General features: G+C 59.7%; 20 protein-coding genes and 1 pseudogene. 12 read left to right on the forward strand and 9 right to left on the reverse strand.

Annotation, left to right across the window (positions count from 1 at the left end; genetic code table 11):
- Window positions 1–197 precede the first annotated feature (197 nt).
- The 4 genes from C2E19_RS06105 to C2E19_RS06120 all read right to left on the reverse strand — a co-directional run bounded on the left by C2E19_RS06105 (window position 198) and on the right by C2E19_RS06120 (window position 4,810).
- A complete protein-coding gene (locus tag C2E19_RS06105) occupies window positions 198–566 on the reverse strand; it encodes an endonuclease domain-containing protein (RefSeq protein ID WP_129389335.1) in 369 nt (122 codons plus the stop codon).
- A 317-nt stretch (window positions 567–883) separates the two neighbouring features.
- A complete protein-coding gene (gene fecA, locus C2E19_RS06110) occupies window positions 884–3,217 on the reverse strand; it encodes a TonB-dependent Fe(3+) dicitrate receptor FecA (protein ID WP_129389338.1) in 2,334 nt (777 codons plus the stop codon).
- Window positions 3,218–3,392: 175 nt separating this feature from the next.
- Window positions 3,393–4,325, reverse strand: a complete 933-nt coding sequence (locus C2E19_RS06115) for a DUF4880 domain-containing protein (RefSeq protein ID WP_129389341.1) — start codon at window positions 4,323–4,325, stop codon at window positions 3,393–3,395.
- Window positions 4,322–4,810: a sigma-70 family RNA polymerase sigma factor gene (locus C2E19_RS06120; protein WP_129389343.1), complete on the reverse strand. Its 489-nt coding sequence runs from the start codon at window positions 4,808–4,810 to the stop codon at window positions 4,322–4,324. The genes C2E19_RS06115 and C2E19_RS06120 overlap by 4 nt, the downstream gene beginning before the upstream one ends.
- Window positions 4,811–5,000: 190 nt before the next feature.
- On the opposite strand from C2E19_RS06120, the gene C2E19_RS06125 reads away from it, so the two are divergent.
- From C2E19_RS06125 to C2E19_RS06150, 6 genes are all read left to right on the forward strand, one after another.
- On the forward strand, window positions 5,001–5,306 hold the full coding sequence (locus C2E19_RS06125; RefSeq protein WP_129389346.1) for a DUF3649 domain-containing protein: 306 nt from the start codon (window positions 5,001–5,003) through the stop codon (window positions 5,304–5,306).
- Window positions 5,303–6,892, forward strand: a complete 1,590-nt coding sequence (locus tag C2E19_RS06130) for a PepSY domain-containing protein (protein WP_129389350.1) — start codon at window positions 5,303–5,305, stop codon at window positions 6,890–6,892. The genes C2E19_RS06125 and C2E19_RS06130 overlap by 4 nt, the downstream gene beginning before the upstream one ends.
- Complete coding sequence (locus C2E19_RS06135; RefSeq protein ID WP_129389353.1) at window positions 6,892–7,218, forward strand: DUF3325 domain-containing protein; 327 nt, start codon at window positions 6,892–6,894, stop codon at window positions 7,216–7,218. The genes C2E19_RS06130 and C2E19_RS06135 overlap by 1 nt, the downstream gene beginning before the upstream one ends.
- A gap of 1 nt (window position 7,219) precedes the next feature.
- Window positions 7,220–7,786: an RNA polymerase sigma factor gene (locus C2E19_RS06140; RefSeq protein WP_129389356.1), complete on the forward strand. Its 567-nt coding sequence runs from the start codon at window positions 7,220–7,222 to the stop codon at window positions 7,784–7,786.
- On the forward strand, window positions 7,783–8,772 hold the full coding sequence (locus C2E19_RS06145; RefSeq protein ID WP_129389359.1) for a FecR family protein: 990 nt from the start codon (window positions 7,783–7,785) through the stop codon (window positions 8,770–8,772). Before C2E19_RS06140 ends, C2E19_RS06145 begins: the two co-directional genes overlap by 4 nt.
- Window positions 8,773–8,969: 197 nt before the next feature.
- The gene (locus C2E19_RS06150; RefSeq protein ID WP_129389362.1) at window positions 8,970–11,399 is read left to right on the forward strand and encodes a TonB-dependent receptor; all 2,430 of its coding nucleotides are present in this window, start codon (window positions 8,970–8,972) and stop codon (window positions 11,397–11,399) included.
- Between the two features lie 154 nt (window positions 11,400–11,553).
- On the opposite strand, the gene C2E19_RS06155 is transcribed toward C2E19_RS06150, so the two are convergent.
- A complete protein-coding gene (locus tag C2E19_RS06155) occupies window positions 11,554–12,429 on the reverse strand; it encodes an AraC family transcriptional regulator (protein ID WP_129389365.1) in 876 nt (291 codons plus the stop codon).
- A 256-nt stretch (window positions 12,430–12,685) separates the two neighbouring features.
- Here C2E19_RS06155 and C2E19_RS06160 point away from each other — a divergent pair, with 256 nt between their 5' ends.
- Window positions 12,686–13,588, forward strand: a complete 903-nt coding sequence (locus tag C2E19_RS06160) for a DMT family transporter (RefSeq protein WP_129389368.1) — start codon at window positions 12,686–12,688, stop codon at window positions 13,586–13,588.
- Between the two features lie 27 nt (window positions 13,589–13,615).
- On the opposite strand, the gene C2E19_RS06165 is transcribed toward C2E19_RS06160, so the two are convergent.
- Both C2E19_RS06165 and C2E19_RS06170 read right to left on the reverse strand, forming a co-directional pair.
- Entirely contained in the window at window positions 13,616–14,125 is a 510-nt protein-coding gene (locus tag C2E19_RS06165; protein WP_129389371.1) for a DUF2165 family protein, read from the reverse strand.
- A gap of 158 nt (window positions 14,126–14,283) precedes the next feature.
- Entirely contained in the window at window positions 14,284–15,258 is a 975-nt protein-coding gene (locus C2E19_RS06170; RefSeq protein ID WP_129389373.1) for a D-glycerate dehydrogenase, read from the reverse strand.
- A 345-nt stretch (window positions 15,259–15,603) separates the two neighbouring features.
- Here C2E19_RS06170 and C2E19_RS06175 point away from each other — a divergent pair, with 345 nt between their 5' ends.
- Entirely contained in the window at window positions 15,604–16,065 is a 462-nt protein-coding gene (locus tag C2E19_RS06175) for a hypothetical protein (RefSeq protein ID WP_129389376.1), read from the forward strand.
- A gap of 438 nt (window positions 16,066–16,503) precedes the next feature.
- Here C2E19_RS06175 and C2E19_RS06180 read toward each other — a convergent pair.
- Both C2E19_RS06180 and C2E19_RS06185 read right to left on the reverse strand, forming a co-directional pair.
- Window positions 16,504–16,891: pseudogene (locus C2E19_RS06180) on the reverse strand (DUF6124 family protein).
- Between the two features lie 242 nt (window positions 16,892–17,133).
- Window positions 17,134–18,102 carry a LysR family transcriptional regulator gene (locus tag C2E19_RS06185; protein WP_129389380.1) on the reverse strand — a complete coding sequence of 323 codons (969 nt, stop codon included), beginning with the start codon at window positions 18,100–18,102 and terminating at the stop codon, window positions 17,134–17,136.
- Between the two features lie 264 nt (window positions 18,103–18,366).
- Between C2E19_RS06185 and C2E19_RS06190 the strand changes: the two genes are divergently transcribed.
- The 4 genes from C2E19_RS06190 to C2E19_RS06205 all read left to right on the forward strand — a co-directional run bounded on the left by C2E19_RS06190 (window position 18,367) and on the right by C2E19_RS06205 (window position 23,268).
- A complete protein-coding gene (locus tag C2E19_RS06190) occupies window positions 18,367–19,866 on the forward strand; it encodes an efflux transporter outer membrane subunit (protein WP_129389383.1) in 1,500 nt (499 codons plus the stop codon).
- A 142-nt stretch (window positions 19,867–20,008) separates the two neighbouring features.
- On the forward strand, window positions 20,009–22,201 hold the full coding sequence (locus C2E19_RS06195; protein ID WP_129389386.1) for an FUSC family protein: 2,193 nt from the start codon (window positions 20,009–20,011) through the stop codon (window positions 22,199–22,201).
- Entirely contained in the window at window positions 22,191–22,391 is a 201-nt protein-coding gene (locus tag C2E19_RS06200) for a DUF1656 domain-containing protein (RefSeq protein ID WP_007914106.1), read from the forward strand. Before C2E19_RS06195 ends, C2E19_RS06200 begins: the two co-directional genes overlap by 11 nt.
- Window positions 22,392–22,401: 10 nt before the next feature.
- A complete protein-coding gene (locus C2E19_RS06205; protein ID WP_129389389.1) occupies window positions 22,402–23,268 on the forward strand; it encodes an HlyD family secretion protein in 867 nt (288 codons plus the stop codon).
- Window positions 23,269–23,286 lie beyond the last annotated feature (18 nt).

Below are 23,286 nucleotides of genomic sequence, written 5' to 3' on the forward strand. Positions count from 1 at the left end.
GGTACATCGACCTGAAAGACCGGGTCGATTATGGATTCGGTAAGGCATAATCAGGTCGGAAGACCGAGTCGATTATGGATTCGGTAAGGCAGAATCAGGTCGGAAGACCGAGTCGATTATGGATTCGGTAAGGCACTTTCAGGTCGATGTATTTCTCAAGCATCCCGCAATCAGTTCCCTCTCCCTGTGGGAGAGGGTTAGGGTGAGGGCAGCCTTCGAGTTGCCGCAATTTGTATGATCTGCTCCAGTACGTCATCCATCTGCTGAAGTATTTCCAGATTGCTGAAACGGAAGACCTGAATGCCTTGCTGATACAGGTGATTTGTTCGGCGCTGGTCGTATATCAATCCCGACGCTTCATAGTGCTGACCACCATCCAGTTCAATCGCCAATTTCAGCTCGGCACAGTAGAAATCCAGCACGTAGGGCGGACAGGGAAACTGCCGACGAAATTTCAGATTGGCGATCTGGCGGGCGCGAAGCTTTTGCCAGAGCAGGTATTCACAGTCGGTTTGCTGAACGCGTAACTGGCGGGCGAATTGGGCGAGGGTGGGGCGATTTTGCATGCTTCACGATCCTTGTGAAGTTGATTTGAAGTTTTACTGTAGACCATGACCTGCTGACCCTCACCCCAGCCCTCTCCCGTAGGGAGAGGGGGCCGACCGAGGTGTCTTGCGGGGTACATCGACCTGAAAAACCGTATCCATTATGTATTCGGCAAAGCAGCTACACGTCTAGTCGATTATGTATTCGGCAAAGCAGCTTCAGGTTCAAACGATTATGGATTGCGCACTGCACGTTCAGGTCTACGGAGATCATGAGCATCCCCCAATCAGTCCCCTCTCCCTCCGGGAGAGGGTTAGGGTGAGGGGCTTTTTAATCCTCAGAACGCTACCGATGTCTGCACATAAACCGTGCGCGGTTCACCGACATACTTGCCCTTGTTGTTGTCATCAAACGAGCGTGTGAAGTACTGCGTGTTGAAGATGTTCTTCACGCCCACCGCCACATTCAGATCCGACAATTGCGGGCCGAAGTCATAACCGGCGCGGCTGCTGAACAGCATGTAACCGGGGATCTTGCCGGTGCTGCCATCGGCGCTTTCTTTCGTGGTGTTGGCGTTGTCGGCGAACTGCTCGCTCTGGAAGCTGCTGTCCAGATTGAGTTTCCATGGCCCTTCGGTGTAACCCACGCCAACCGTGCCTTTGTGCTTCGACGAGAACGGTACGCGGTTGCCTTTGTTCGGGCCGTCTTCGCGAATGCTCGCATCGACGTACGCGTAAGTGGCGTAGACATCAAAACCGGCCAGCGCCGGGCTCAAGTCATCCAGCGCATAGTTGACGCTGGTCTCGATGCCCTGATGGCGGGTTTCGCCACGGGCGATCACCGAATCGTTGGTCTGATTGCTTTCGTACTGGTTGTCGAAGTTGATCAGGAACGCGCCGATCTCCGCGCGCAACGCGCCGTTGTCATAACGCGTGCCGAGTTCCCAGGTGCGGGCCTTCTCCGGTTTCACTTCGCCGCTGCTCACCCGGTTGGGCATCTGGCTGTACTGCACGCTGCCGAACGAGCCTTCGGTGTTGGCGTACAAATTCCAGCTGTCGGTCAGGTGGTAGAGCACGTTCAACGCCGGCAGCGCGGTGTTGTAGTCACCTTTGTATTTGACGTCGGTGAGGTTGTTGGTCTGCTGCGAGTCGATCATCTCGTAGCGCACGCCCGGGGTGATCGTCCATTTGCCGATGTCGATGCGGTCGTCGACGAAGAACGCATTGGCCTCGGTGCCGCCACGGGTGTCGCGGTCGTTGCGGCTGTTGGTGGTCGGGTATTCGTTGCTGTTGATCGGCGTGCGATAACGCAGTTCGTGGCCGGCCTCGTTGATGTAGCGGTAGCCGACGCCGACTTCATGGCTGGTCGGGCCGAGGTCGAAGCCTTGGGCGAAACGGGTTTCCAGACCGCGCACCCAATACTCGCGCGGCGACAGCGAAAGGAAGGTGCCCTGATCGAGATATCCGCTGCGCAGGGTCTTGGTGAAAAAGGTGTTGGCGGTGAATTCGCGGCGATCTTCCTGATAGCGATAGCCGAAGTTGAACATCGTCCGGCGACCCCAGAACTGATCTTTCGGGCGCGTTGACTGATACGGATCGGCATCGTAATCGGCGACGTTGAGGCCACCGGGCATGTCGGCCTTGCCCTCGTAATACTGGGCCATGGCGTTGAAGCTGTTGGCTTCGTCGAGCTGATATTTGCCCTTGACGATCAGGTCGTCGATCTCGGTGTCGCTGTGTTCACGCCAGTCACCGCCACGCGTGCCGGAGTAAAGCAGGGCGCCGCCGAGACCGTTGGCATTGGTGCCGCCGGCCAACAGGTTGGCGCTGGTCTTGAAGCCGTCATGGCTCGACGATGGGCTGGTTTCGGTCTGGAAGCCGCCCTTGACCGTTGGTTCGTCAGGAATCGCCCGGGTCACGAAGTTGACCACACCGCCGACGTTCTGCGGGCCGTAGCGCACCGCGCCGCCACCGCGTACGACGTCGACGGCGTCCATGTTGCCCATGCTGATCGGCGCGAATGACAACTGCGGCTGACCATACGGTGCGAACGGCACCGGGATGCCGTCCATCAATACCGTCGAGCGTGCAGCCAGACGCGGGTTCAAACCACGAATGCCGAAGTTCAGCGCCATGTCGTGGCTACCGGTGCCGTTGTTTTCCGGCGCGTTGACCCCGGGGATGCGGTTGAGCACATCGCGGGCCTGGGTCGCGCCCTGGCGTTCGAATTCTTCGCGGCGGATCACGTCACGGGCACCGGGATGTTCGAAGACATTGATCTGCGCCGCGTCGCCGAGCCAGTCACCGACGACTTTCGAGGTGTCCAGCTCCAGTGCGGCATCGCCCGCCGATTGCAGGCTGAAAGCGTTATTGCCCTCGGCGCGTGCTTGCAGGCCGGTGCCTTCGAGCAATGCATTCAAGCCCTGCTCGGGCGTGTAGCTGCCTTCCAGGCCACGGCTTTGCACACCGCTGGTGACTTGCGAGCCAAAAGAAATCAGCACGCCCGCTTCCCGGCCAAACTGGTTGAGGGCATTTTCCAGCGACGCTGGCGCGATGTGATAAGCCTTGGCGTCGGCGGCCAGTGCGACGGGCAGGGCGCTGAAACTCAGGCTGGCGCCGAGGACAAGATTGCGCAGGCTGCGGGCCAGCGGCGTGAGGCGGGTGGGGTGCATGTCGGATCCTGAGAAGGTTGAATCAAGGGGGCTTTCCTTCTCTGTCACGCCAGATCTGAAAAACGGCTCATTTATTTTTCAGGACCAAAAGATCGCAGCCTGCGGCAGCTCCGACATTTGGAATGCATATCTCCTGTAGGAGCTGCCGAAGGCTGTGATCCTTTGATCTTGCTCCTTAAACCCGCGCCTCAACGGTCACCCAATAACGGGTAAGCCGCTTCACCTTGACCGGCAAACTGATTTCCAGCAGATCGAGAATCCGCTCGCTGTCGTCCAGCGGATACGTCCCGGAGATCAACAGGTCGGCAACTTTGCTGTCGCACTTGAGCTGCCCGCGACGATAGCGGCCAAGCTCATCAAGGAAGTCGCCCAGACGCATATGCGCCGCCACCAGCATGCCGTCGGCCCAGGAGCCGCTGTTGGCGTCCAGAGGACTGGCTGCGCTGACCGAGGTGGTGCTGAAGCTCAATTGACGAGCGACCGGCAGCAGCATCGGCGTGCGACCGGCAATGCTCAGTTCGACCCGGCCTTCAAACAGCGCAACCTGCGTGCGATCAGCAAACTGACGCACATTGAGACGGGCGCCTTGGGTTTTCAGCAGGCCTTGTGCGGTACGTACTTCGAATGCTTGCGAGGCAGTCAGAAGAATTTCGCCTTCGAGCAAACGGATCAAACCCTGATCGACACGTACATCCGCCGCACTGGCGGTGTTCAGTTGCAACTGATTGCCCGCGCCCAAGGCCACTTTGCGCCGCTGACCGATCGGGCTGCGGTAATCGGCGAGCAACGACGGCAGTGGATTGTGCTCGCGCATGCCCCAGGTCGCCGCGCTGCCGGCCCCGAGAATCAGCAGCAGCTTGAGTGCCTGGCGGCGGCTGGCGGACTTCGGCCCGTTCAGCGCCGCATGCGCCAGCGGCGAAGACACACCGCGCAAACGCTGGTTGACCCGTTGAATGTGTTCCCACGCCCGACGATGTTCGCTGTGCGCATCCAGCCATTGTTGCCAGGCGTGTTGCTGACGCGGATTGAGCGCGCCTTGCTGCATTTCCATCAGCCAATGCACCGCCTGCTCGGCGACTTGTGCGCAGAAATCCGGCGCGCGGTTCATAGCGCGAAATAGCAGCGCATTGCCGCTTTGTTCAGATGACGTTTGACCGTGGCCACGGAGATGCCGATTTCGGCGGCGATCTGTGGATAGGTCAGGCCATCGATCTGTGCCAGCAGAAACGCGCGTTTGACCTGACGCGGCAAGCCGTCGAGCAATTGATCCAGCTCCATCAGGGTTTGCAGGATGATCGCTTTGTCTTCTTCGGACGGCGCGAGCATTTCCGGCATCTGCGCGAGGGTATCGAGGTAAGCGCGTTCGAGGTCCTGGCGGCGGTAATGGTTGAACAACACGCGTTTGGCCAACGTCGTGAGGAACGCCCGCGGCTCGATGATCAACGGCGCTTCGCGGGCCGTCAGCACTTTGATGAAGGTGTCCTGCGCCAGATCCGCCGCGCTGTGCGGGCAGCCGAGTTTGCGCCGCAGCCAGCCGGTGAGCCAGCTGTGGTGGGCTTGATAAAGCGCTTCGACGGGATGGGCGGACGGCAACGGTATTACTCCGGGCGCTTTCTTTAGCGGGTAAAGAGCATGCGTTAGAGAACAAGAACTGTTCGCATTGTAGGCGGCGATGATCCTCGCCGGCAATCAGATGCTTTTGCGTATGAGAATATTTATCATTAATATTGCTCGTCTGTTGGTTCGGCTTGTCGGCCGGACGATTCCGTTTCAGGGTCGAAACATGAAAGGCAAACTCGCGACACTTCCCATGTCCTATCGTCTGGCCGTCACCTCGCGGGTGCTGGCGGCAGTGTTTGGCGGCTATCTGGTCGCGGCGCTGGCCAGCGTCACCCTGACAATGTGGCTGCCACTGAGCCGCGCCGAAGCCGTGGTGACCGGCATGACCATTTCCTTTCTGGTCTATCTGGTGGCGGTGCTGTGGTGCTTCGCCTGCCGCACGGCGTGGTCGGCGTGGGTTGGCTTGCTGGTGCCGAGCGTGATTCTGGCGACCGTTTCCGGCGCTGCACGCGGGTTGGGTTTTGCATGAAAGAGGGTTTTCGCCAGGCGATGGCCTGGCTGCACACGTGGACCGGCCTGGTCTTCGGCTGGCTGCTGTTCGCGATTTTCCTGACCGGGACCCTGGCGTATTTCAAAGATGAAACCAGCCACTGGATGCAGCCGGAGATCCCCGCGCGGCCAATCAATGCACAGGCGAGCCTGACGCTGGCGCAGGATTATCTGCAACAACATGCGGCCGGCGCCTCGCGCTGGCTGATCGACTTGCCCGATGCCCGCGACCCTGCGCTGACGGTGCGCTGGCAGCAGGAACCGGGCAAACCCGGTGAGCGCGGGCGCTTCGAATCGACAACGCTCGACGCCCAAACCGGCGCCGAAGTGCAGGGCCGCGACACCATGGGCGGCGAGTTCTTCTATCGTTTCCACTTCCAGCTGCAAATGCCCTATCCGTGGGGGCGCTGGCTGGCGACCAGTGCGGCGATGCTGATGTTTGTCGCGCTGATCACCGGGATCATCACCCACAAGAAAATCTTCAAGGACTTCTTCACCTTCCGCCCGCGCAAAGGCCAGCGCTCGTGGCTCGACGGGCACAACGCCGTGGGGGTGCTGGTGCTGCCGTTTCACTTGATGATCACCTACAGCAGCCTGGTGATTTTCATGTCGATGGTCATGCCGGCGAGCATCGTGGCGTCGTACGGCAGCAACATCGATGCGTTTTACGATGAGGTTTTTCCAGAAACGGCGATTCCCGAACGCGCCGGACAAGCGCTGACATTACCCCCGCTGACAGCGTTTTTGACACGGGCGAGCGAGCATTGGGCGGGTGGGCATATCAAACGCGTGACGGTGAACAATCCCGGCGACGCCAATGCCTCTGTGCAAATGTCGCGTGCCACTTCCGACAAGATTGCCTACGAATACGGCAGCGATGTGACCTTCAACGCCATCACCGGCGAGCAGCTCGGCGCGACCCCGGACAAACCCGTGCCGATGACCATTGCCGGTGGTTTCTACGGTTTGCACATTGGCCACTTCGCCGGTCCGGTTTTGCGCTGGCTGTATTTCCTCTGCGGTCTGGCCGGTACGGCGATGATCGGCACCGGGCTGGTGATCTGGCTCGGCAAGCGTCAACTCAAACACGCCAAGAGCGGCGTGATGCCGTTCGAATTGCGCCTGGTCGAGGTGCTGAACATTGCCGGCATGGCCGGTCTGGTTTCGGCAGTGGCGGTGTTTTTCCTCGCCAATCGGCTGCTGCCATTGAGCCTGAGCGGGCGAGCGGATTGGGAAGTGAACGGGTTCTTTATCGCTTGGGGCCTGAGCGTGGTGCACGCCTCGTTGCGCAAAGGGCGCGCGGCGTGGATCGAACAGCTTGCGCTGGGGGCGCTGTTGTTTAGCGCGGTGCCGTTGATCAATGCGCTGACAACGCCGTGGAACCTCGTAACTAGTGTGGCGCAGGGTGACTGGGCCTTGGCCGGTTTCGACCTGACGTGTCTGGGCGCGGGCCTGTTCCTCGCCTGGGCTGCCTGGAAAATGCGTCGCGCCGCCAGCACCGTCGGCGCGAAAAAACCACGCCGTGAAGCGGCGCCGCCAATCACGCTTGAGCAAGGAAGCCACTGATGCTGCTGGCGCTGTTGCTGTGCTACGCCGGGTTTACCGCACTGTGTCTGTCGATGCCGCGCCATCACGATGAATTGCTCGGCAGCAAGCCCTCGGCGCGTCGCCGCCAAGGGCTGAATCTGGGTGGATGGCTGTTGCTGGGCTTGTCGTTGTCGGCAGCGGTTGCGGCCAATGGCTGGAGTTTCGGCCTGGTCGATTGGTTTGCCGTGCTGATGTTCAGTGCGCTGGCGCTGGTGTTGTTGCTGCCCTATCGGCCGCGTCTGGCCTTGGCGTTGGCGGGTGTCAGCCTGCTGGCTTGCCCGGTCGCCGCATGGGCGCAGTGCTGAGGTGCTGATCGGTCTGCCGCCGGAATCGCGCGACGACGAGCCGCGTGGCGCACGTGCGCATTTTCTTCAGGTGTTTCTGTCGCAGCGTTCGCAGATGGAAGCGCTGGTGAATCGGCGCGTCGGTTGCCGGGCGACTGCGGCGGATCTGGTGCAGGACCTGTTTCTGCGCTTCTGGCGACGGCCGCTGGTGCAGGTCGAAGAACTCAGCACCTACCTTTTGCGTTGCGCCGGCAACATCGCCATCGATCATTTGCGCAGCGAAGGCACGCGTGTGCGGGTCAACGAAGGTTGGCAGCCGGACGAGCCGGACAGCCACGGCAGTGAACCGCAAGCCGCGCTCGAAGCCGGCAATGATCTGCGCCATGTCGAAGCCGCGTTGCGTGCGTTGCCTGAGCGCACCCGACAGATCTTTTTGCTCAATCGCATCCACGGCCGCAAGTACGCAGAAATCGCCAAAGCCATGGGCCTGTCCCAAAGCGCCGTGGAAAAACATATGATGCGCGCCCTCGAAGCCTGCAAGGCCAGCCTGCGCGACCCCGCGCCACGTCCGCCAGGGAAAGCACCGTGAAGCACACCGATTGCATCCGTCCGACGCCTCTTCAGGAACAGGCCGCATTGGCCTGGCTGAGCCTGCTGCACGATCGGCCGAGTGCTGGCGATCAACTGACATTCAGCCAATGGCTGCGCGCGGATCCGGCGCATGCCGAGGCTTACGCGCAGGCCCAGGTGCTCTGGGAGCTGAGCGAAGGCCCGGCGCGTACCCTGGCCGATGAAGAGGCTGTGGCGCTGCAGGGTTATCTCGATGCAATGGATCGCCCACGACGCCCGCAGGTTTTGCGCTGGTCAGGTGCGCTGGCGATGGCGGCGTGTCTGGTGCTGATGGTCAGCCTCGGTACGGGCTGGCAGCCACAGCGCTGGATCGACGATCTCGGCGCCGATTATGTTTCGGCGCCGGGTGAGATCCGCACGGTGACCCTCGCCGATCAATCGCAGGTAACCCTGGATGCCGACAGCGCGATTGCCGTGGACTTCAGCCATGGCGAGCGACATGTGCAGTTGCGCCGTGGCGCCGGTTTTTTCAGCGTGACGCACACCGGTGATCCGTTTGTGGTGGCGGCGGAACAAGGTGAGGCGCGAGTGCTCGGCACGCAATTTGAAGTGCGTCTGCAGCCGCATGGTGCGCAGGTCACGGTGTTGTCCGGGCGCGTCGGCGTCACGGCGGATCGCCAAGGCGAACAGCAGATTCTCACGGCGGGGCAGCAAGTCGCTTACGGTCAGGGCGCAGCGCAAAAACTCCATGCCGTGGACAGCGAGGCGCAACTGGCCTGGCGGCAGGGCTGGCTGACTTACTACAAGTCGACGCTGGCCGAGGTGGTCGAAGATCTGCGGCGGTATTACCCGGGGCGGATCGTGCTGCTCAGCGATGAGCTGGCGGCGCGCAAGGTCAGTGGCAGTTTCCCGAGCAAGGATCCGCAGGCGGTGTTGAGTTCGCTGCAAGGGGTGTTGGGGTTTGAGCAGCATCAGGTGCTGGGGCATCTGATTATTTTGCGCTGAGGCAAAGTCAAAAGATCGCAGCCTGCGGCAGCTCCTACAGGGTATGCGTTCCCTGTAGGAGCTGCCGCAGGCTGCAATCTTTTGATCTCGAAAAAATATTTTCAAATAGTGATGAGGTAAACCCGAACCCCATCCGTGTAGTGACTGAAACTGCGAGTCATTCGCATCCGCTGCGGTTCTACACAGGTCATTGAGCAATGAAGTCCAGGGCAAAATCGGGTTCGGTCAAACAGTGGTTGAGCGTATCGGCGTTGAGTTTTTCGGCATTGGCGTTGTTGCCGATGAGCGTTGCGCTCGCGACCGAAGCGGTCAGCAGCCCGGCGCAAAAACAGTTCAACTTCGCACTGGCAGCCAAACCACTGCCACAAGCCCTCAATGACTTCAGCCGCGTCACCGGGCAAAGCGTGGTCTACACCGATGAGGCGCCTTACGGCCTCACCGCTCCGGCAGTCAACGGTCAGATGAGCGCCGAACAAGCGCTGCAACGCTTGCTCAGCGGTTCGGGCCTGAGCTTGCGCCGCATCGACAGCCACACCCTGGCGCTGGAGCCGCAACCGACCGAAGGCGCGCTGAACCTCGGCGCCACCACCATCACCTCGACGCGCGACGAGTCGATGAGTTATCAGCCGCCGGAAACCAGCTCGGTGATGCGCTCCTCGGCCTCGTTGCAGGAAGTCCCGCAGACCGTCAACGTCATCCCGGCGCAAGTCATCCGCGATCAGGCGCCGCGTAATCTTGACGACGCGCTGGCCAATGTCAGCGGTATCACCCAGGGCAACACCTTGGGCAGCACCCAGGATTCGGTGATGACCCGCGGTTTCGGCGACAACCGCAACGGCTCGATCATGCGCGACGGCATGCCGATCGTGCAGGGCCGCGGCATGAACGCCACGGTGGATCGCGTCGAAGTGCTCAAAGGTCCGGCGTCGTTGCTGTACGGCATTCAGGATCCGGGCGGCGTGGTCAACATGGTCAGCAAGAAACCTGAGCTGGCGCAGTACAACGCGCTGACCTTGCGCGGCTCGACCTACGGCGACGGCAAGAATGGCAGCGGCGGCACCTTCGACAGCACCGGCGCACTGGGCGATTCCGGGCTGGCTTACCGCATGGTGCTCGATCACGAAGATGAAGATTACTGGCGCAACTTTGGCACCCATCGCGAAACCCTGATCGCGCCGTCGCTCGCCTGGTATGGCGAAAGCACCAAGCTGCTGTTCGCCTACGAACACCGTGAATTTCTTACGCCGTTCGATCGTGGCACGCTGATCGATCCGCGCACCAACCATCCGCTGGACATCTCGCGCAACGAGCGTCTCGACGAGCCGTTCAACAACATGGAAGGGCGTTCCGATCTCTATCATTTCGAAGCCGATCATGAACTCAACGACGACTGGAAAGCCCACTTCGGCTACAGCTGGAACCGCGAGACCTACGACGCCAGCCAGGTGCGCGTCACCGCCATCGACACCAAAAAGGGCACGCTGACCCGGAGCATGGACGGCACCCAAGGCGCGATCAGCACCGACCGCTTCACCACCGTCAGCCTTGAGGGCAAGGTCAACGTACTGGGCATGCAACATGACCTGGTGTTTGGCGTCGACGACGAGTACCGCAAGATCTACCGCGCCGACCTGATCCGCCAGAAAAGCCTGAGCACCTTCAGCTACGTCAACCCGGTGTATGGCCGTGAAGTCGAAGGCACCACGGTCAGTGCCGCCGACAGCGCGCAGACCGATGAACTGCGCAGCGATTCGCTGTTCATGCAGGACTCGATTCACCTCACCGACCAGTGGATTCTGGTCGCCGGCGGACGCTTTCAGGAATACGACCAGTACGCCGGCAAAGGCGTGCCGTTCAAGGCCAACACCGACAGCAACGGGCAGAAGTGGGTGCCGCGCGCCGGTCTGGTGTATCGCTACACCGACGCTCTGTCGTTCTACGGCAGCTACACCGAATCGTTCAAACCCAACTCGACCATCGCGCCGTTGAGCGGCAGCAGCAGCGTGCTCGACGGCAGCATTGCGCCGGAAGAAGCCAAGTCATGGGAGCTGGGCGCGCGCCTCGATATGCCGGGGCAGCTCACCGGTAACATCGCACTGTTCGACATCAAGAAACGCAACGTGCTGGTGGCCAACGCCGAAGGTCCGACGACGATTTACAGCGCCGCCGGCGAAGTGCGTTCGCGCGGTCTGGAAATGGACCTGACCGGTCAACTGAGCGAGCACTGGAGCATGATCGGCAGCTACGCCTACACCGATGCCGAAGTCACCGAGGACCCGGACTACAAAGGCAAGCGTTTGCAGAACGTGGCGAAGAATTCCGGCTCATTGTCGGCGGTGTATGACTTCGGCAGCGTAATCGGTGGCGATCAGTTGCGCGTCGGCGCTGGCGCTCGTTACGTCGGCGAGCGTGCCGGTAACGCAGTGAATGATTTTGACTTGCCGAGCTACACCGTCGCCGATGCGTTTGCCACTTACGACACCAAAGTCGAAGGGCAGAAGGTCAAGTTCCAGCTCAACGTGAAGAACCTGTTTGATCGCACCTACTACACCTCGGCGGCGAGCCGGTTCTTTGTGTCGATGGGCGATTCGCGGCAGATCTCGCTGTCCAGCACCCTGGAATTTTGATTCGAAACCGCGTCATCGTTCTTCGCGAGCAAGCCCGCTCCCACAGGGGATTGCATTCCAAATGTAGGAGCGGGCTCCCACAGGGGATTGCATTCCAAATGTGGGAGCGGGCTTGCTCGCGAAGAGGTCCGAATGAAAGAAACAGGGGTTGGCTCTAACGCAAAAACGCCTGCCGATATTCGCCAGGAGTACCGCCCAGCACCTGCTTGAACCGATTGGTAAAGTGGCTCGCACTGGCAAATCCGCAAGCCAAGGCAATTTCCCCCAATGGCAGTACCGTGCCCGGCAACAACTCACGCGCCCGATCCAAGCGCCGCGCCAGCACGTACTGATGCGGTGGCAGCCCGAAGCTCACACGAAACATCCGCGCAAAGTGATATTCCGACAACGCACACAACCCGGCCAGTTGCCCCAGGCTGATCGGTTCAGCCATCTGGTTGTCGATGAATTCCACCAATTGCCGCCGCTGATGCGCGGCCAGTCCGCCCTTCAGGCGCAAACCCTGACGTGCACCGACCTGGCTGAGCAGGGTGTGGCTGATCAGTTCATGGGCAAGACTGCTGGTCAGCAAACGTTCGGCGGGTTCATCCCAGTTCAGCGTCAGCAGTTGACGAAAGCGCTGCGCCTGCTGCGGGTCCTCAAGAAAGGTCTGTTCACGCAGCTGCATTTCCCGTGGCTCGCGATCGAGCAGCGTGACGCAACCAAGGGCAAATTGTTCGGCGCTGAAATACAGGTGCGCGAGGCGAATATCGCCGTTGATCACCCAGCCGGACTGGTGATCCGCCGGCAGAATGCACAACTTGTCCGGCCCACCCTTGTGCCCCGGTTGCCCACGACGGAAGGTGCCAGTGCCACCGGCGATGTAGCAGGAGAGTGTGTGGTGGCTCGGCGCTTCGTACTCCTGAGCGTCGTGGTGATTGGTCCACAGGGCCGCAGACAAGCCGTCACCGAGCTCGGCGCTGTGCACAAGGCGTGCATTGGGCGAGCGGTTAAGCGCTTGAAAGACTTGCAGGGTATCGATGGCGGACATGATCGGCTCTCTCCAACGCCTTGCATCCTACTCTGTAGATTTCGCGCTGCCAGCCCACCGCCGGACAAAAGCGCAAGAATCTGCAAGCGCCCCGACGCCGCGTGCATCACGCTCAATCCCTATCCAACGCAAACCTGTGGCGAGGGAGCTTGCTCGCGCTTGAGTGCACAGCACTCACTAAACGGCATGGCAGCCCGGCGCGAGCAATCTCCCTCGCCACAGGGAGTGCTCGGTATTATTTCCAGGAGTGGGCGTCATGAATCTTTCGTTGTATCTGCTGACCGTGCTGATCTGGGGCACCACCTGGATTGCTCTGAAATGGCAACTGGGCGTGGTGGCGATTCCGGTGTCGATTGTCTATCGCTTCGGCCTCGCTGCGCTGGTGCTGTTCGTGTTGCTGCTGCTCAGTCGGCGCCTGCAACCGATGAACCGGCGCGGTCATCTGATCTGCATCGCGCAGGGGGTGTGCCTGTTCTGCGTGAATTTCATGTGCTTCCTGACGGCCAGTCAGTGGATTCCCAGTGGCCTGGTGGCGGTGGTGTTTTCTACCGCGACGCTGTGGAATGCGCTGAACGCGCGGGTGTTCTTCGGTCAGCGTATTGCGCGCAATGTGCTGATGGGCGGTACGCTTGGCCTGTTTGGCCTGGGCATGTTGTTCTGGCCAGAACTGGTCGGGCATCAGGCTACCCCGCAAACCTTGCTCGGCCTCGGTCTGGCGTTGTGCGGCACGCTGTGTTTCTCGGCGGGCAACATGCTTTCGAGCTTGCAACAGAAGGCCGGCCTCAAGCCGCTGACTACCAATGCCTGGGGCATGGCTTACGGCGCGGCGATGTTGTCGGTGTGGTGCCTGGTCAAAGGTATTCCGTTCGACATGGACTGGTCACCGCGTTATGTCGGGGCGCTGTTGTATCTGGTGATACCGGGTTCAGTCATCGGCTTCACCGCTTACCTGACGCTGGTCGGGCGCATGGGCCCGGAACGCGCGGCGTATTGCACGGTGCTGTTCCCGGTGGTGGCACTGAACGTTTCTGCGTTTGCCGAAGGTTATCAGTGGACAGCGCCGGCACTGGCCGGTCTGGTACTGGTGATGCTGGGTAACGTATTGGTCTTTCGCAAGCCTCGGCCAGTGCAACTTTCAGGGCAGGGAAAGTTAGCCTGATTGCTGTAAAGATCGAGTGCTGATTGATCACTGCTCGATCTTCAGAATGATGTAAATCATCAGCGGGAAGATAAAGTCGACAATGTGCCTTGCCCAGTCCTTGGCGTTCCATACTTCCGAGTTGTCCATGTCGAACCATTCGACACCAATGACTTGCAGGCAGAAGTAGTAGATGAATATTGCGATCAGCAATCCGATAATTGCGTACTTCTTGGCTTCATGAAAGTCCGCTGCCGATTGTTTGATCTTTCGGTAAAGTTGATAAGTGCCCACCAGGCAGAAGCTGGTATAGAGCGCTTCCAGCGTTATGACCAGCCAGTAGATCCGGTGGTGCAGCATGGGCGAAGTGATTGCCCGATAGCGTATGTTGGGGTTTTTCAGGCTGGTGTCCATGCTCAGGACATGGCCGACATACTCATAATTTGAAGCGTAGTCGGTGAAGTTGCTGAACATTACCAGAATGCCAAATAAACTGATGAGCGCCATCAGAATGACTTTGCTATATCGTACTATTTCGTCGGTGCTAAGGTTGTTCAAGATTAATGCTCTCCATAACTTCATACCGTGAATTCGATAGGTCGGGAGAGTTTATAACGGTTGTTTCGGGTTTTGGCTGGGGTTCAATTACAAGGTATGTGTAGCGTTATGTTTTTATAATGAAACGGGCAAGTACCCTGGAGTACTTGCCCGTTTTGTTATCCGCGCCAGACTTGCGGATTGACCAGATCCTGCGGGCGCTCACCGAGCAGGGCGCTACGCAGATTGGCAAGGGCGCGATTGGCCATCGCTTCACGGGTTTCGTCAGTGGCCGAGCCGATGTGCGGCAGGGTCACGGCGTTTTTCAGCTGGAACAGCGGCGATTCGGCCAGCGGTTCCTTTTCGTAAACGTCCAGACCAGCGCCGCGAATGCGCTTGTTTTGCAGGGCTTCGATCAATGCGGGTTCGTCGACTACCGGGCCGCGGGAGATGTTGACGAGGATTGCATTTGGCTTCATCAGCGCCAGTTCGCGGTGGCTGATCAGGTGGCGGGTCTTGTCGCTGAGTGGCACCACCAGACAGACGAAGTCGGCTTCGGCCAGCAACTGGTCAAGGCTGCGAAATTGCGCGCCGAGTTGCTGTTCGAGTTCGTTTTTGCGGCTGTTGCCGCTGTAGAGGATCGGCATGTTGAAACCGAAGTGACCACGGCGGGCGATGGCGGCGCCGATGTTGCCCATGCCGACGATGCCGAGGGTTTTGCCGTGCACGTCGCAGCCAAACAGCGGAGCGCCGACGCTGGCTTGCCATTGGCCGGCCTTGGTCCAGGCGTCGAGTTCGGCGACGCGGCGGGCGCTGCTCATGATCAGCGCGAAGGCGAGGTCGGCAGTGCTTTCGGTGAGAACGTCGGGGGTGTTGGTGAGCATGATCCCACGTTGGTTGAAGTAGTCGAGGTCGTAGTTGTCGTAGCCGACGGAGACGCTGGAAACGACTTCGAGTTTTGTCGCGGTTTCAAGTTGGGCCTGGCCGAGTTTGCGGCCGACGCCGATGAGACCGTGGGCGTGGGGCAGGGCTTCGTTGAATTGGGCGTTGATGTCGCCGTTCTTTGGGGTAGGGACGATGACGTCGAACTCTTGCTGCAGGCGTTCGATCATGGGCGGGGTGATGCGGCTGAAGGCCAGGACAGTTTTTTTCATCGTTTTTGGCTCTTGTTCGGGCTTGATACCAAGCACGCTAACATTTCTGGCTTGGGGTTGTCTTGGCGGCTTGTACGCCGAACAGCCTCTCGGGCTTTTGGGCCAATCATCAGTTTTTCGGGGGGCGGCTCCGTGTTCATCCAGAGTCTCTCCTAGTGTTGCTGTTCTAAACGTGCGCTGAACTTTTGATGACTTCACTTATAACAAAAAAGATCGTCGATAAAGGATTTTATTGCGAATAGGTTTCTAAGACTGTCAGTTCTGACAGGTGCGGGTAAATAATAATAATGGCAGTCTTTTATTTCGCATTTTCCGCGACAATCAACTTTGATAAAAGGACTTCTCATGAAAAATGAATTTTTTCTGTCTTCAAAACAACAAAAAGATGTGAGCGGTACGGCCAATGTTCTCATTGATAGTCTTGCACCATTCAACGGCGTGGTTGAAACCTTCGTAACGAATGGTGAGGAAGTTTACGTTATTGCACGTCAGCAATTTGATGCCACGCGATCAGGGTCTCTGATGTTCAATTTTAAGACTGATATCACTAATGGAAAGCATGATTATGAGACTGGTTCAGGGCTGTATATTTTTTATAATTTGATCGAAAAGACCGATGACTGGGAAAAACTCACGCCGTATCCGGCTGTTTATGGCAGTGGAACTGTAACTGTGAGTTTCGACTATGCTAAAGGTACATTGGCAGTAGAGTTTGATTTGGAAGTTCAAAACAATTCAACAGAGCCAAAGTTAAAAGCGATTGGTGCATTCAGAGATGTTTCAGGTCTTGAGCATGTTAAGAAATAACGCGGCTCTATTTTTATTCAATCAGTTTTTTGAGTGATCGCCGTCCATCGGGACGTCTACGTTTATCGATAGATGTGGACGTCCCGCGCTGTACTCAGGCTGCTCCTACGGATTAGCGATGCGTGGCGGGCAGTGTCACTTCCACAGAAAGTCCCTCGGTCACAGGCTGCGGCTGATCTGCGCGAATATGACGTTCTGTTTAAAGTCAGCCCCGATGGCCGCAGCCGAACTTACATCCTGCCCGCTGGATGGGAAGACACGCGCTCGGCTTTTGTTTTGCGGTGAATTTACCCTCATCGGAACGCCGCCCGCCCAGCCCTCTCACCTAGGAGAGGGAGCCGATTTATGGGCTTTTCAATATCTGAATTCGACCCGGTATCGCACGTCGGCGTACTTCTCGCAATCACCTCACCCTAACCCTCTCCCTTTGGGAGGGGGTTAGGGTGAGGGGCTTTTACTTTGTGAAGGGGACTGCGGGATTTCGTGGTTATCCAGCAACCGATTCACCGCCAGTTCGGCGAGCATGATGATCTGCTGGATCGCCAGAATCGTCCTCCGCTGCGGAAGGTCGATGTGGGTGGCGATGTCGCTGGTCATGAGGCTGCTTGTGCCAGTGATTCGCAGGCGTGCACCAGCAGCATTTTTTTGTCCTGATCCGGGGCGATCTGGAACATGGTGCTGGGTTTGTGGAAGCGCAGGGTGAGTGCGTTGGGTTTGAGGTAGTGGTCGAGGGCGCGCTCGGCGGCTTCGTGGAATTTCTTTGAACCGGGGAATTCGTAGGGGGGGGGTCTTCGGTTGCAGATGGATCTTGAGCAGGATTGAGCACGGTGAAACTCCTTGAAGTGCTCCATTCATCATTCGGACGACCAAGCCCGGTCGCTGATTCGTCAGCGACACCCAAATCCTAGCCACCACACTTCCGACGGACAACCGTCAAACCCTGTCGGAAAAATCCGCGAAATCCTCAATCTGTAGGAGCTGCCGCAGGCTGCGATCTTTTGATTTTTAAACGGCAAGATCAAAAAATCGCAGCCTGCGGCGGCTCCTACACGGGCGTGGTGTGTTTAATCAGTTGGCGACTCGGGCGCCGGCGAGGCTGCCGCTGAGTTCGTAGGCGGCCAGTTCGGCCTGATGGGCGGCGAGGATTTCCGGCAACGACCCACGCAGATACTCAACCCAGGTCTTGATCTTCGCATCCAGATACTGGCGCGATGGGTAGATCGCATACAGGTTCAGCTCTTGCGAACGGTAGTTCGGCATGACTCGCACCAGCGTGCCGTTGCGCAGTCCTTCAATCGCCGCATACACCGGCAGCACGCCCAGCCCCATGCCGCTGATGATCGCGGTTTTCATCGCGTCAGCGGAGTTCACCAAAAACGGTGAGCTGTTGATGGTGACCATTTCCTGGCCTTCCGGGCCGTCGAAGGCCCATTTCTCCAGCGGGATCACCGGACTGACCAGACGCAGGCAGGCGTGGTTCAGCAGGTCGCTCGGTTTCTGCGCGCAGCCGTTGGCTTTCACGTAGGCGGGGGAGGCGCAGACGATGCTGTAGGTGATGCCCAGGCGTTGCGAGACGAAGCCCGAGTCCGGCAGTTCGCTGGCGAGCACGATGGACACGTCATAGCCTTCGTCGAGCAGGTCCGGCACGCGGTTGGCCATGGTCAGGTCGAAGGTCACGTCGGGGTGGGTCTTGCGGTAGCGGGCAATGGCATCGATGACGAAGTGCTGGCCGATGCCGGTCATGGTGTGCACTTTCAATTGCCCGGCCGGGCGCGCGTGGGCGTCGCTGGCTTCGGCTTCGGCCTCTTCGACGTAGGCGAGGATCTGTTCGCAGCGCAGCAGGTAGCGTTTGCCCGCCTCGGTCAGGGCGATGCGCCGGGTGGTGCGGTTGAGCAGGCGGGTTTGCAGATGGGCTTCCAGATTGGAGACCGCGCGCGAGACGTTGGCCGTGGTGGTGTCGAGTTGCACGGCGGCGGCGGTGAAGCTGCCGGCTTCGGCGACGCAACTGAAGGCGCGCATGTTTTGCAAAGTGTCCATGGGGTGCTCTCAAGGGAGAAGGCAAATTGTGACACGAAGTTTCCGGGGCGAGACCCCCGACCAAGGGATTATCTCGTTAACCGTAACAAAGATTCACAGAAATCCCAGCTTATCGCCATTGAGGGCGCCCCCTAGAATTGCGCCGATCCCTGTAAGAGCTGCCGCAGGCTGCGATCTTTTGATTTTGTTTTTAGGGAATCAAGATCAACAGATTGCAGCCTGCGGCAGCTCCTACATGTCCCCTCTTCTCAGGAATTCGCAGCTGTGCCGCGTCGCATCAACAGAGCGCTTTTGCCGCTCAGTGTTCTGGCTTTTACCCTGGGTCTCGGCGGCTGCATCTCAACCGAAGGCATTGCTCCGCAAGGCAACGCGTTGGACGCCAATTCACTGGCCACCGACGACGCCATCGCCCACGCTGCCCGTGACGCCAATTGGCCCACCGCACAATGGTGGCAAGCCTACGGCGACCCGCAACTCAATCGCTGGATCGACCTCGCCGTGCACGGCAGCCCGAGCATGGCCATGGCCGCTGCGCGAGTGCGTCAGGCCAAAGCCATGGCCGGTGTCGCCGAAGCGGCCGAGTCGTTGCAGATCAATGGCGAGTCGACCCTCAAGCGCCACAACTGGCCGACCGATCAGTTCTACGGCCCGGGCGATCTGGCCAACACCACCACCTGGGACAACAACGCCGCGCTCGGTTTCAGCTACGCCCTCGACCTCTGGGGCCGCGAAAGCAATAGCAGCGAGCGCGCCGTGGATCTGGCGCACATGAGCGCGGCCGAAGCGCGATTGGCGCAGCTGGAATTGCAGAACAACATCGTCCGCGCCTACATCGAACTGTCGCTGCATTACGCTCAGCGCGACATCGTCGCGGCGACGCTCAAGCAGCAACAGCAGATTCTCGATCTGGCGCAGAAACGTTTGAACGGCGGGATCGGCACGCATTTCGAAGTCAGCCAGGCTGAAACGCCGCTGCCGGAAACCCACCGTCAGATCGATGCGCTGGACGAAGAAATCGCGCTCAGTCGCAATCAACTTGCCGCGCTGGCGGGTAAAGGGCCGGGGGAGGGCGCGCAGTTGCAGCGTCCGACCTTGTCCCTCGGTGCGGCGCTGAAACTGCCGTCGGCATTGCCCGCCGAACTGCTCGGCCAGCGTCCCGATGTGGTCGCCAGTCGCTGGCAAGTGGCGGCGCAGGCGCGCGGTATCGACGTCGCGCACGCCGGGTTTTACCCCAACGTCGATCTGGTCGGCAGCCTCGGCTACATGGCCACCGGCGGTGGCGCGCTGGAGTTTTTGACCGGCAAGAAACTCAACTACAACGTCGGCCCGGCGATCTCGCTGCCGATCTTTGACGGAGGGCGTTTGCGCTCCGAATTGGGCGAGGCTTCCGCCGGTTATGACATTGCCGTGGCGCATTACAACGAGACGCTGGTGAATGCGCTGAAGAACATCTCCGACCAGTTGATCCGCCGTGAGTCGATGGACAAGCAGCAAGGTTTTGCCGCCGAGTCGGTGGCCACGGCGCAGAAGACTTACGACATCGCGATGATCGCCTATCAACGCGGCCTCACCGATTACCTCAACGTGCTCAATGCGCAGACGTTGTTGTTCAAGCAGCAGCAAGTGCAGCAGCAGGTGCAGGCGGCGCGGTTGAGTGCGCATGCCGAACTGGTGACTGCGTTGGGTGGTGGTCTCGGTGCTGGCAATGACATACCGACCGCCGAGAAAACCCAGGCGCCGAAAACCCCGGTTCTCCTGCGTTGAACACACAACCCATTGTAGGAGTGAGCCTGCTCGCGAAAGCGGTGTATCAGTCAACATCAACGTTGAATATGAAAACGCATTCGCGAGCAGGCTCGCTCCCACAGGTTCTGCGACCAGACCGAATCTCATTGAGCACATCTGAATGACTCCCTTGCCCGCACCTCTGCGCTGGCTCTACTCCCTGGAATGGCGCCGTGGTTTTTTCGACTGGGCGCGCAGCGATGGCGTGACCTGGGTCTACATCTTCAAGGTGTTGATCGCCGCGTTCCTCACGCTGTGGCTGGCGATGCGCCTGGAATTGCCGCAACCGCGCACGGCGATGATCACCGTGTTCATCGTCATGCAGCCGCAAAGCGGTCAGGTATTTGCCAAGAGTTTCTATCGCTTCCTTGGTACCCTCGCGGGGTCGGCGATGATGGTCACGCTGATCGCATTGTTCGCGCAAAACACCGAACTGTTTCTCGGCTCGCTGGCGATCTGGGTTGGCATCTGCTCGGCCGGCGCCGCGCGTTGCCGCAACTTCCGCGCCTACGGTTTTGTCCTCGCCGGCTACACCGCCGCGATGGTCGGCTTACCGGCACTGGCGCACCCGGACGGCGCGTTCATGGCGGCGGTGTGGCGAGTGCTGGAGATCTCGTTGGGGATCCTTTGCTCGACCGTGATCAGCGCCGCGATCCTGCCGCAAACCGCCAGCGCCGCCATGCGCAACGCCTTGTACCAGCGCTTCGGCGTGTTCGCATTGTTTGTCACCGACGGCCTGCGCGGACGCAGCAAAGCCGAGTCTTTCGAAGCCAGCAACGTGCGCTTCATCGCCGAAGCCGTAGGCCTCGAAGGCCTGCGCAGCGTGACCGTGTTCGAAGACCCGCACATGCGTCGGCGCAACGGCCGGTTAAGCCGTTTGAACAGCGAGTTCATGGGCATCACCACACGCTTCAACGCTTTGCATCAGTTGCTCGAACGCCTGCGCGGCAACGGCGAAGAACATGTAGTCGCGGCGATCAGACCAGGCCTGCAGGATCTCGCCGAAGTGCTCGACGGCTTCAGCGGCCGCGCCCTGACCAGCCCCGATGCCGCCCGTTTGGCGACAGCGCTGGCCACCTACAAGGAAGGTTTGCCGGCACGTGTGCGCAGCTTGCGCGCGATCTTTCAGGAGAGTGATCCGAGCGAAGCCGAACAACTGGATTTCCACACTGCGTACGAACTGCTCTATCGCTTCGTCGACGACCTGCACAGTTATGCACAGACCCACGCCTCTCTGGCCGATCACCGTCACGAACGCGAGCGCTGGGACGAGCCGTTCACCCCGCAAACCAACTGGTGGGCGGCCGCTGCCTCGGGCATTCGCGCCTCGTTTATTCTGGTGGTGCTCGGCAGTTACTGGGTCGCCACCGCGTGGCCAAGCGGCGCGACGATGACGCTGATTGCTGCCGCCACCGTGGGCCTCTCCGCCGCCACGCCAAACCCGAAACGCATGGCTTTTCAGATGGCTTGCGGCACCTTCCTCGGCGCATTGATCGGCTTCGTCGAGATGTTTTTCATCTTCCCGTGGATCGACGGTTTTCCACTGCTGTGCGTGATGCTCGCGCCAGTGATCGTGCTCGGCTCGTTCCTCACCTCGCGGCCGCAATACGCCGGTGTCGGCCTGGGTTTGTTGATCTTCTTCAGCACCGGTTCCGTGCCGGACAACCTCACGATCTACAACCCCTACACCTTCATCAACGACTACATCGCCATGGTCATGGGTATGTTGGTCTGTGCCGCCGCCGGGGCAATTATTCTGCCGCCGAACAGCCGATGGTTATGGAAGCGTCTGGAGCAGGACCTGCGCGGCCAGGTAGTCTACGCGATCAGTGGCAAACTCAAAGGCCTCGCGTCGAGTTTCGAGAGCCGTACCCGTGACTTGCTGCATCAGGCCTACGGTCTTGCGGCTGGGGAGCCGAAGGTGCAAAAGCACCTGCTGCGCTGGATGTTCGTGGTCCTCGAAGTCGGCCACGCGATCATCGAGTTACGCAAGGAACAGGCGATACTGCCGGTGCACCCGGCCTACGCAGAATCGCAGCCGTGGCGGCAGGCGATCCGCGTGATGGGTCGCGCGCTGGTGCGGCTGTTTCTGCAACCGAACGCCAGCAATCTCGAACGCGCACTGGTCGCCGTCGATCACGCCATCAGCCGCGTCGCGGCCACCGACGAACCGTTCGCGCCGCACTTCGATACCTCCGCGTTGCGCCGGGTGAAGAGCTATCTGCATTTCATCCGCACCTCACTGCTTGACCCGCAATCACCGCTCGCTGCCTACGCCATCGCCAAGCCCGAAGGACTTGCCCATGCCTCGTGAAATCGCCTTCCACGGCGTGTACATGCCGACCATGACCCTGATGTTTTTCATCGCTGCAGCGCTGGCCTGGGCGGTGGATCGGTTCCTGTCCGGGTTCGATCTGTACCGCTTTTTCTGGCACCCGGCGCTGCTGCGTCTGAGTCTGTTTACCTGTCTGTTCGGCGCCATGGCGCTGACTGTCTACCGTTGAGAACGTCACGATGAAAAAGTTTTTCAGCCTGCTCGCGACCCTGCTGGTGCTCGCCTTGGCGCTGTGGATCGGCCGCACGTTGTGGGAGCACTACATGAACACGCCGTGGACCCGCGACGGTCGCGTACGTGCCGACATCATCAACGTTGCCGCCGACGTTACCGGCGAGGTGATCGATGTGCCGGTGCGTGACAACCAACTGGTGAAGAAGGGTGATTTGCTCATGCAGATCGACCCCGAGCATTACCGCATTGCAGTTAAACAGGCGCAGTCGCTGGTGGCTTCGCGCAAGTCGACGTGGGAGATGCGCAAGGTCAACGCCCACCGCCGCGCCGATCTCGACAACCTGGTGATCTCCAAGGAAAACCGCGACGACGCCAGCAATATCGCCGACGCCGCGCTCGCCGATTACCAGCACGCGCAAGCGCAACTGGAAGCCGCCGAACTCAACCTCAAACGTACCGAAGTACGCGCGGCGGTCGACGGTTATGTGACCAACCTCAATGTGCATCGCGGTGACTACGCACGCATCGGCGAGGCGAAAATGGCCGTGGTCGACATGAACTCCTTCTGGGTTTATGGCTTTTTCGAAGAAACCAAACTGCCCCACGTGAAAGTCGGCGATAAAGCCGACATGCAGTTGATGAGCGGCGAAGTGCTCAAGGGCCATGTGGAAAGCATTTCGCGCGGTATCTATGACCGCGACAACCCGGAAAGCCGCGAGCTGATCGCCGATGTGAACCCGACGTTCAACTGGGTGCGGCTGGCCCAGCGAGTACCGGTGCGCATTCATATTGATCAAGTGCCGGAAGGTGTTCTGTTGGCGGCGGGGATTACCTGTACGGTGGTGGTCAATCAGGGCCCTGTGGATAACTGACCGACCGCGTCGCGGCCA

Source organism: Pseudomonas sp. DTU12.3 (assembly GCF_004124275.1).
Classification (GTDB): Bacteria; Pseudomonadota; Gammaproteobacteria; order Pseudomonadales; family Pseudomonadaceae; genus Aquipseudomonas; species Aquipseudomonas helmanticensis.

Bases quoted from the DNA above. Each gene is read 5' to 3' on its own strand.
- C2E19_RS06155 (WP_129389365.1), bottom strand. From the start codon at position 12,429: ATGTCCGCCATCGATACCCTGCAAGTCTTTCAAGCGCTTAACCGCTCG.
- C2E19_RS06160 (WP_129389368.1), top strand. From the start codon at position 12,686: ATGAATCTTTCGTTGTATCTGCTGACCGTGCTGATCTGGGGCACCACC.
- C2E19_RS06115 (WP_129389341.1), bottom strand. From the start codon at position 4,325: ATGAACCGCGCGCCGGATTTCTGCGCACAAGTCGCCGAGCAGGCGGTG.
- C2E19_RS06175 (WP_129389376.1), top strand. From the start codon at position 15,604: ATGAAAAATGAATTTTTTCTGTCTTCAAAACAACAAAAAGATGTGAGC.
- C2E19_RS06205 (WP_129389389.1), top strand. From the start codon at position 22,402: ATGAAAAAGTTTTTCAGCCTGCTCGCGACCCTGCTGGTGCTCGCCTTG.
- fecA (WP_129389338.1), bottom strand. From the start codon at position 3,217: ATGCACCCCACCCGCCTCACGCCGCTGGCCCGCAGCCTGCGCAATCTT.
- C2E19_RS06105 (WP_129389335.1), bottom strand. From the start codon at position 566: ATGCAAAATCGCCCCACCCTCGCCCAATTCGCCCGCCAGTTACGCGTT.
- C2E19_RS06150 (WP_129389362.1), top strand. From the start codon at position 8,970: ATGAAGTCCAGGGCAAAATCGGGTTCGGTCAAACAGTGGTTGAGCGTA.
- C2E19_RS06130 (WP_129389350.1), top strand. From the start codon at position 5,303: ATGAAAGAGGGTTTTCGCCAGGCGATGGCCTGGCTGCACACGTGGACC.
- C2E19_RS06195 (WP_129389386.1), top strand. From the start codon at position 20,009: ATGACTCCCTTGCCCGCACCTCTGCGCTGGCTCTACTCCCTGGAATGG.
- C2E19_RS06170 (WP_129389373.1), bottom strand. From the start codon at position 15,258: ATGAAAAAAACTGTCCTGGCCTTCAGCCGCATCACCCCGCCCATGATC.
- C2E19_RS06185 (WP_129389380.1), bottom strand. From the start codon at position 18,102: ATGGACACTTTGCAAAACATGCGCGCCTTCAGTTGCGTCGCCGAAGCC.
- C2E19_RS06135 (WP_129389353.1), top strand. From the start codon at position 6,892: ATGCTGCTGGCGCTGTTGCTGTGCTACGCCGGGTTTACCGCACTGTGT.
- C2E19_RS06200 (WP_007914106.1), top strand. From the start codon at position 22,191: ATGCCTCGTGAAATCGCCTTCCACGGCGTGTACATGCCGACCATGACC.
- C2E19_RS06125 (WP_129389346.1), top strand. From the start codon at position 5,001: ATGAAAGGCAAACTCGCGACACTTCCCATGTCCTATCGTCTGGCCGTC.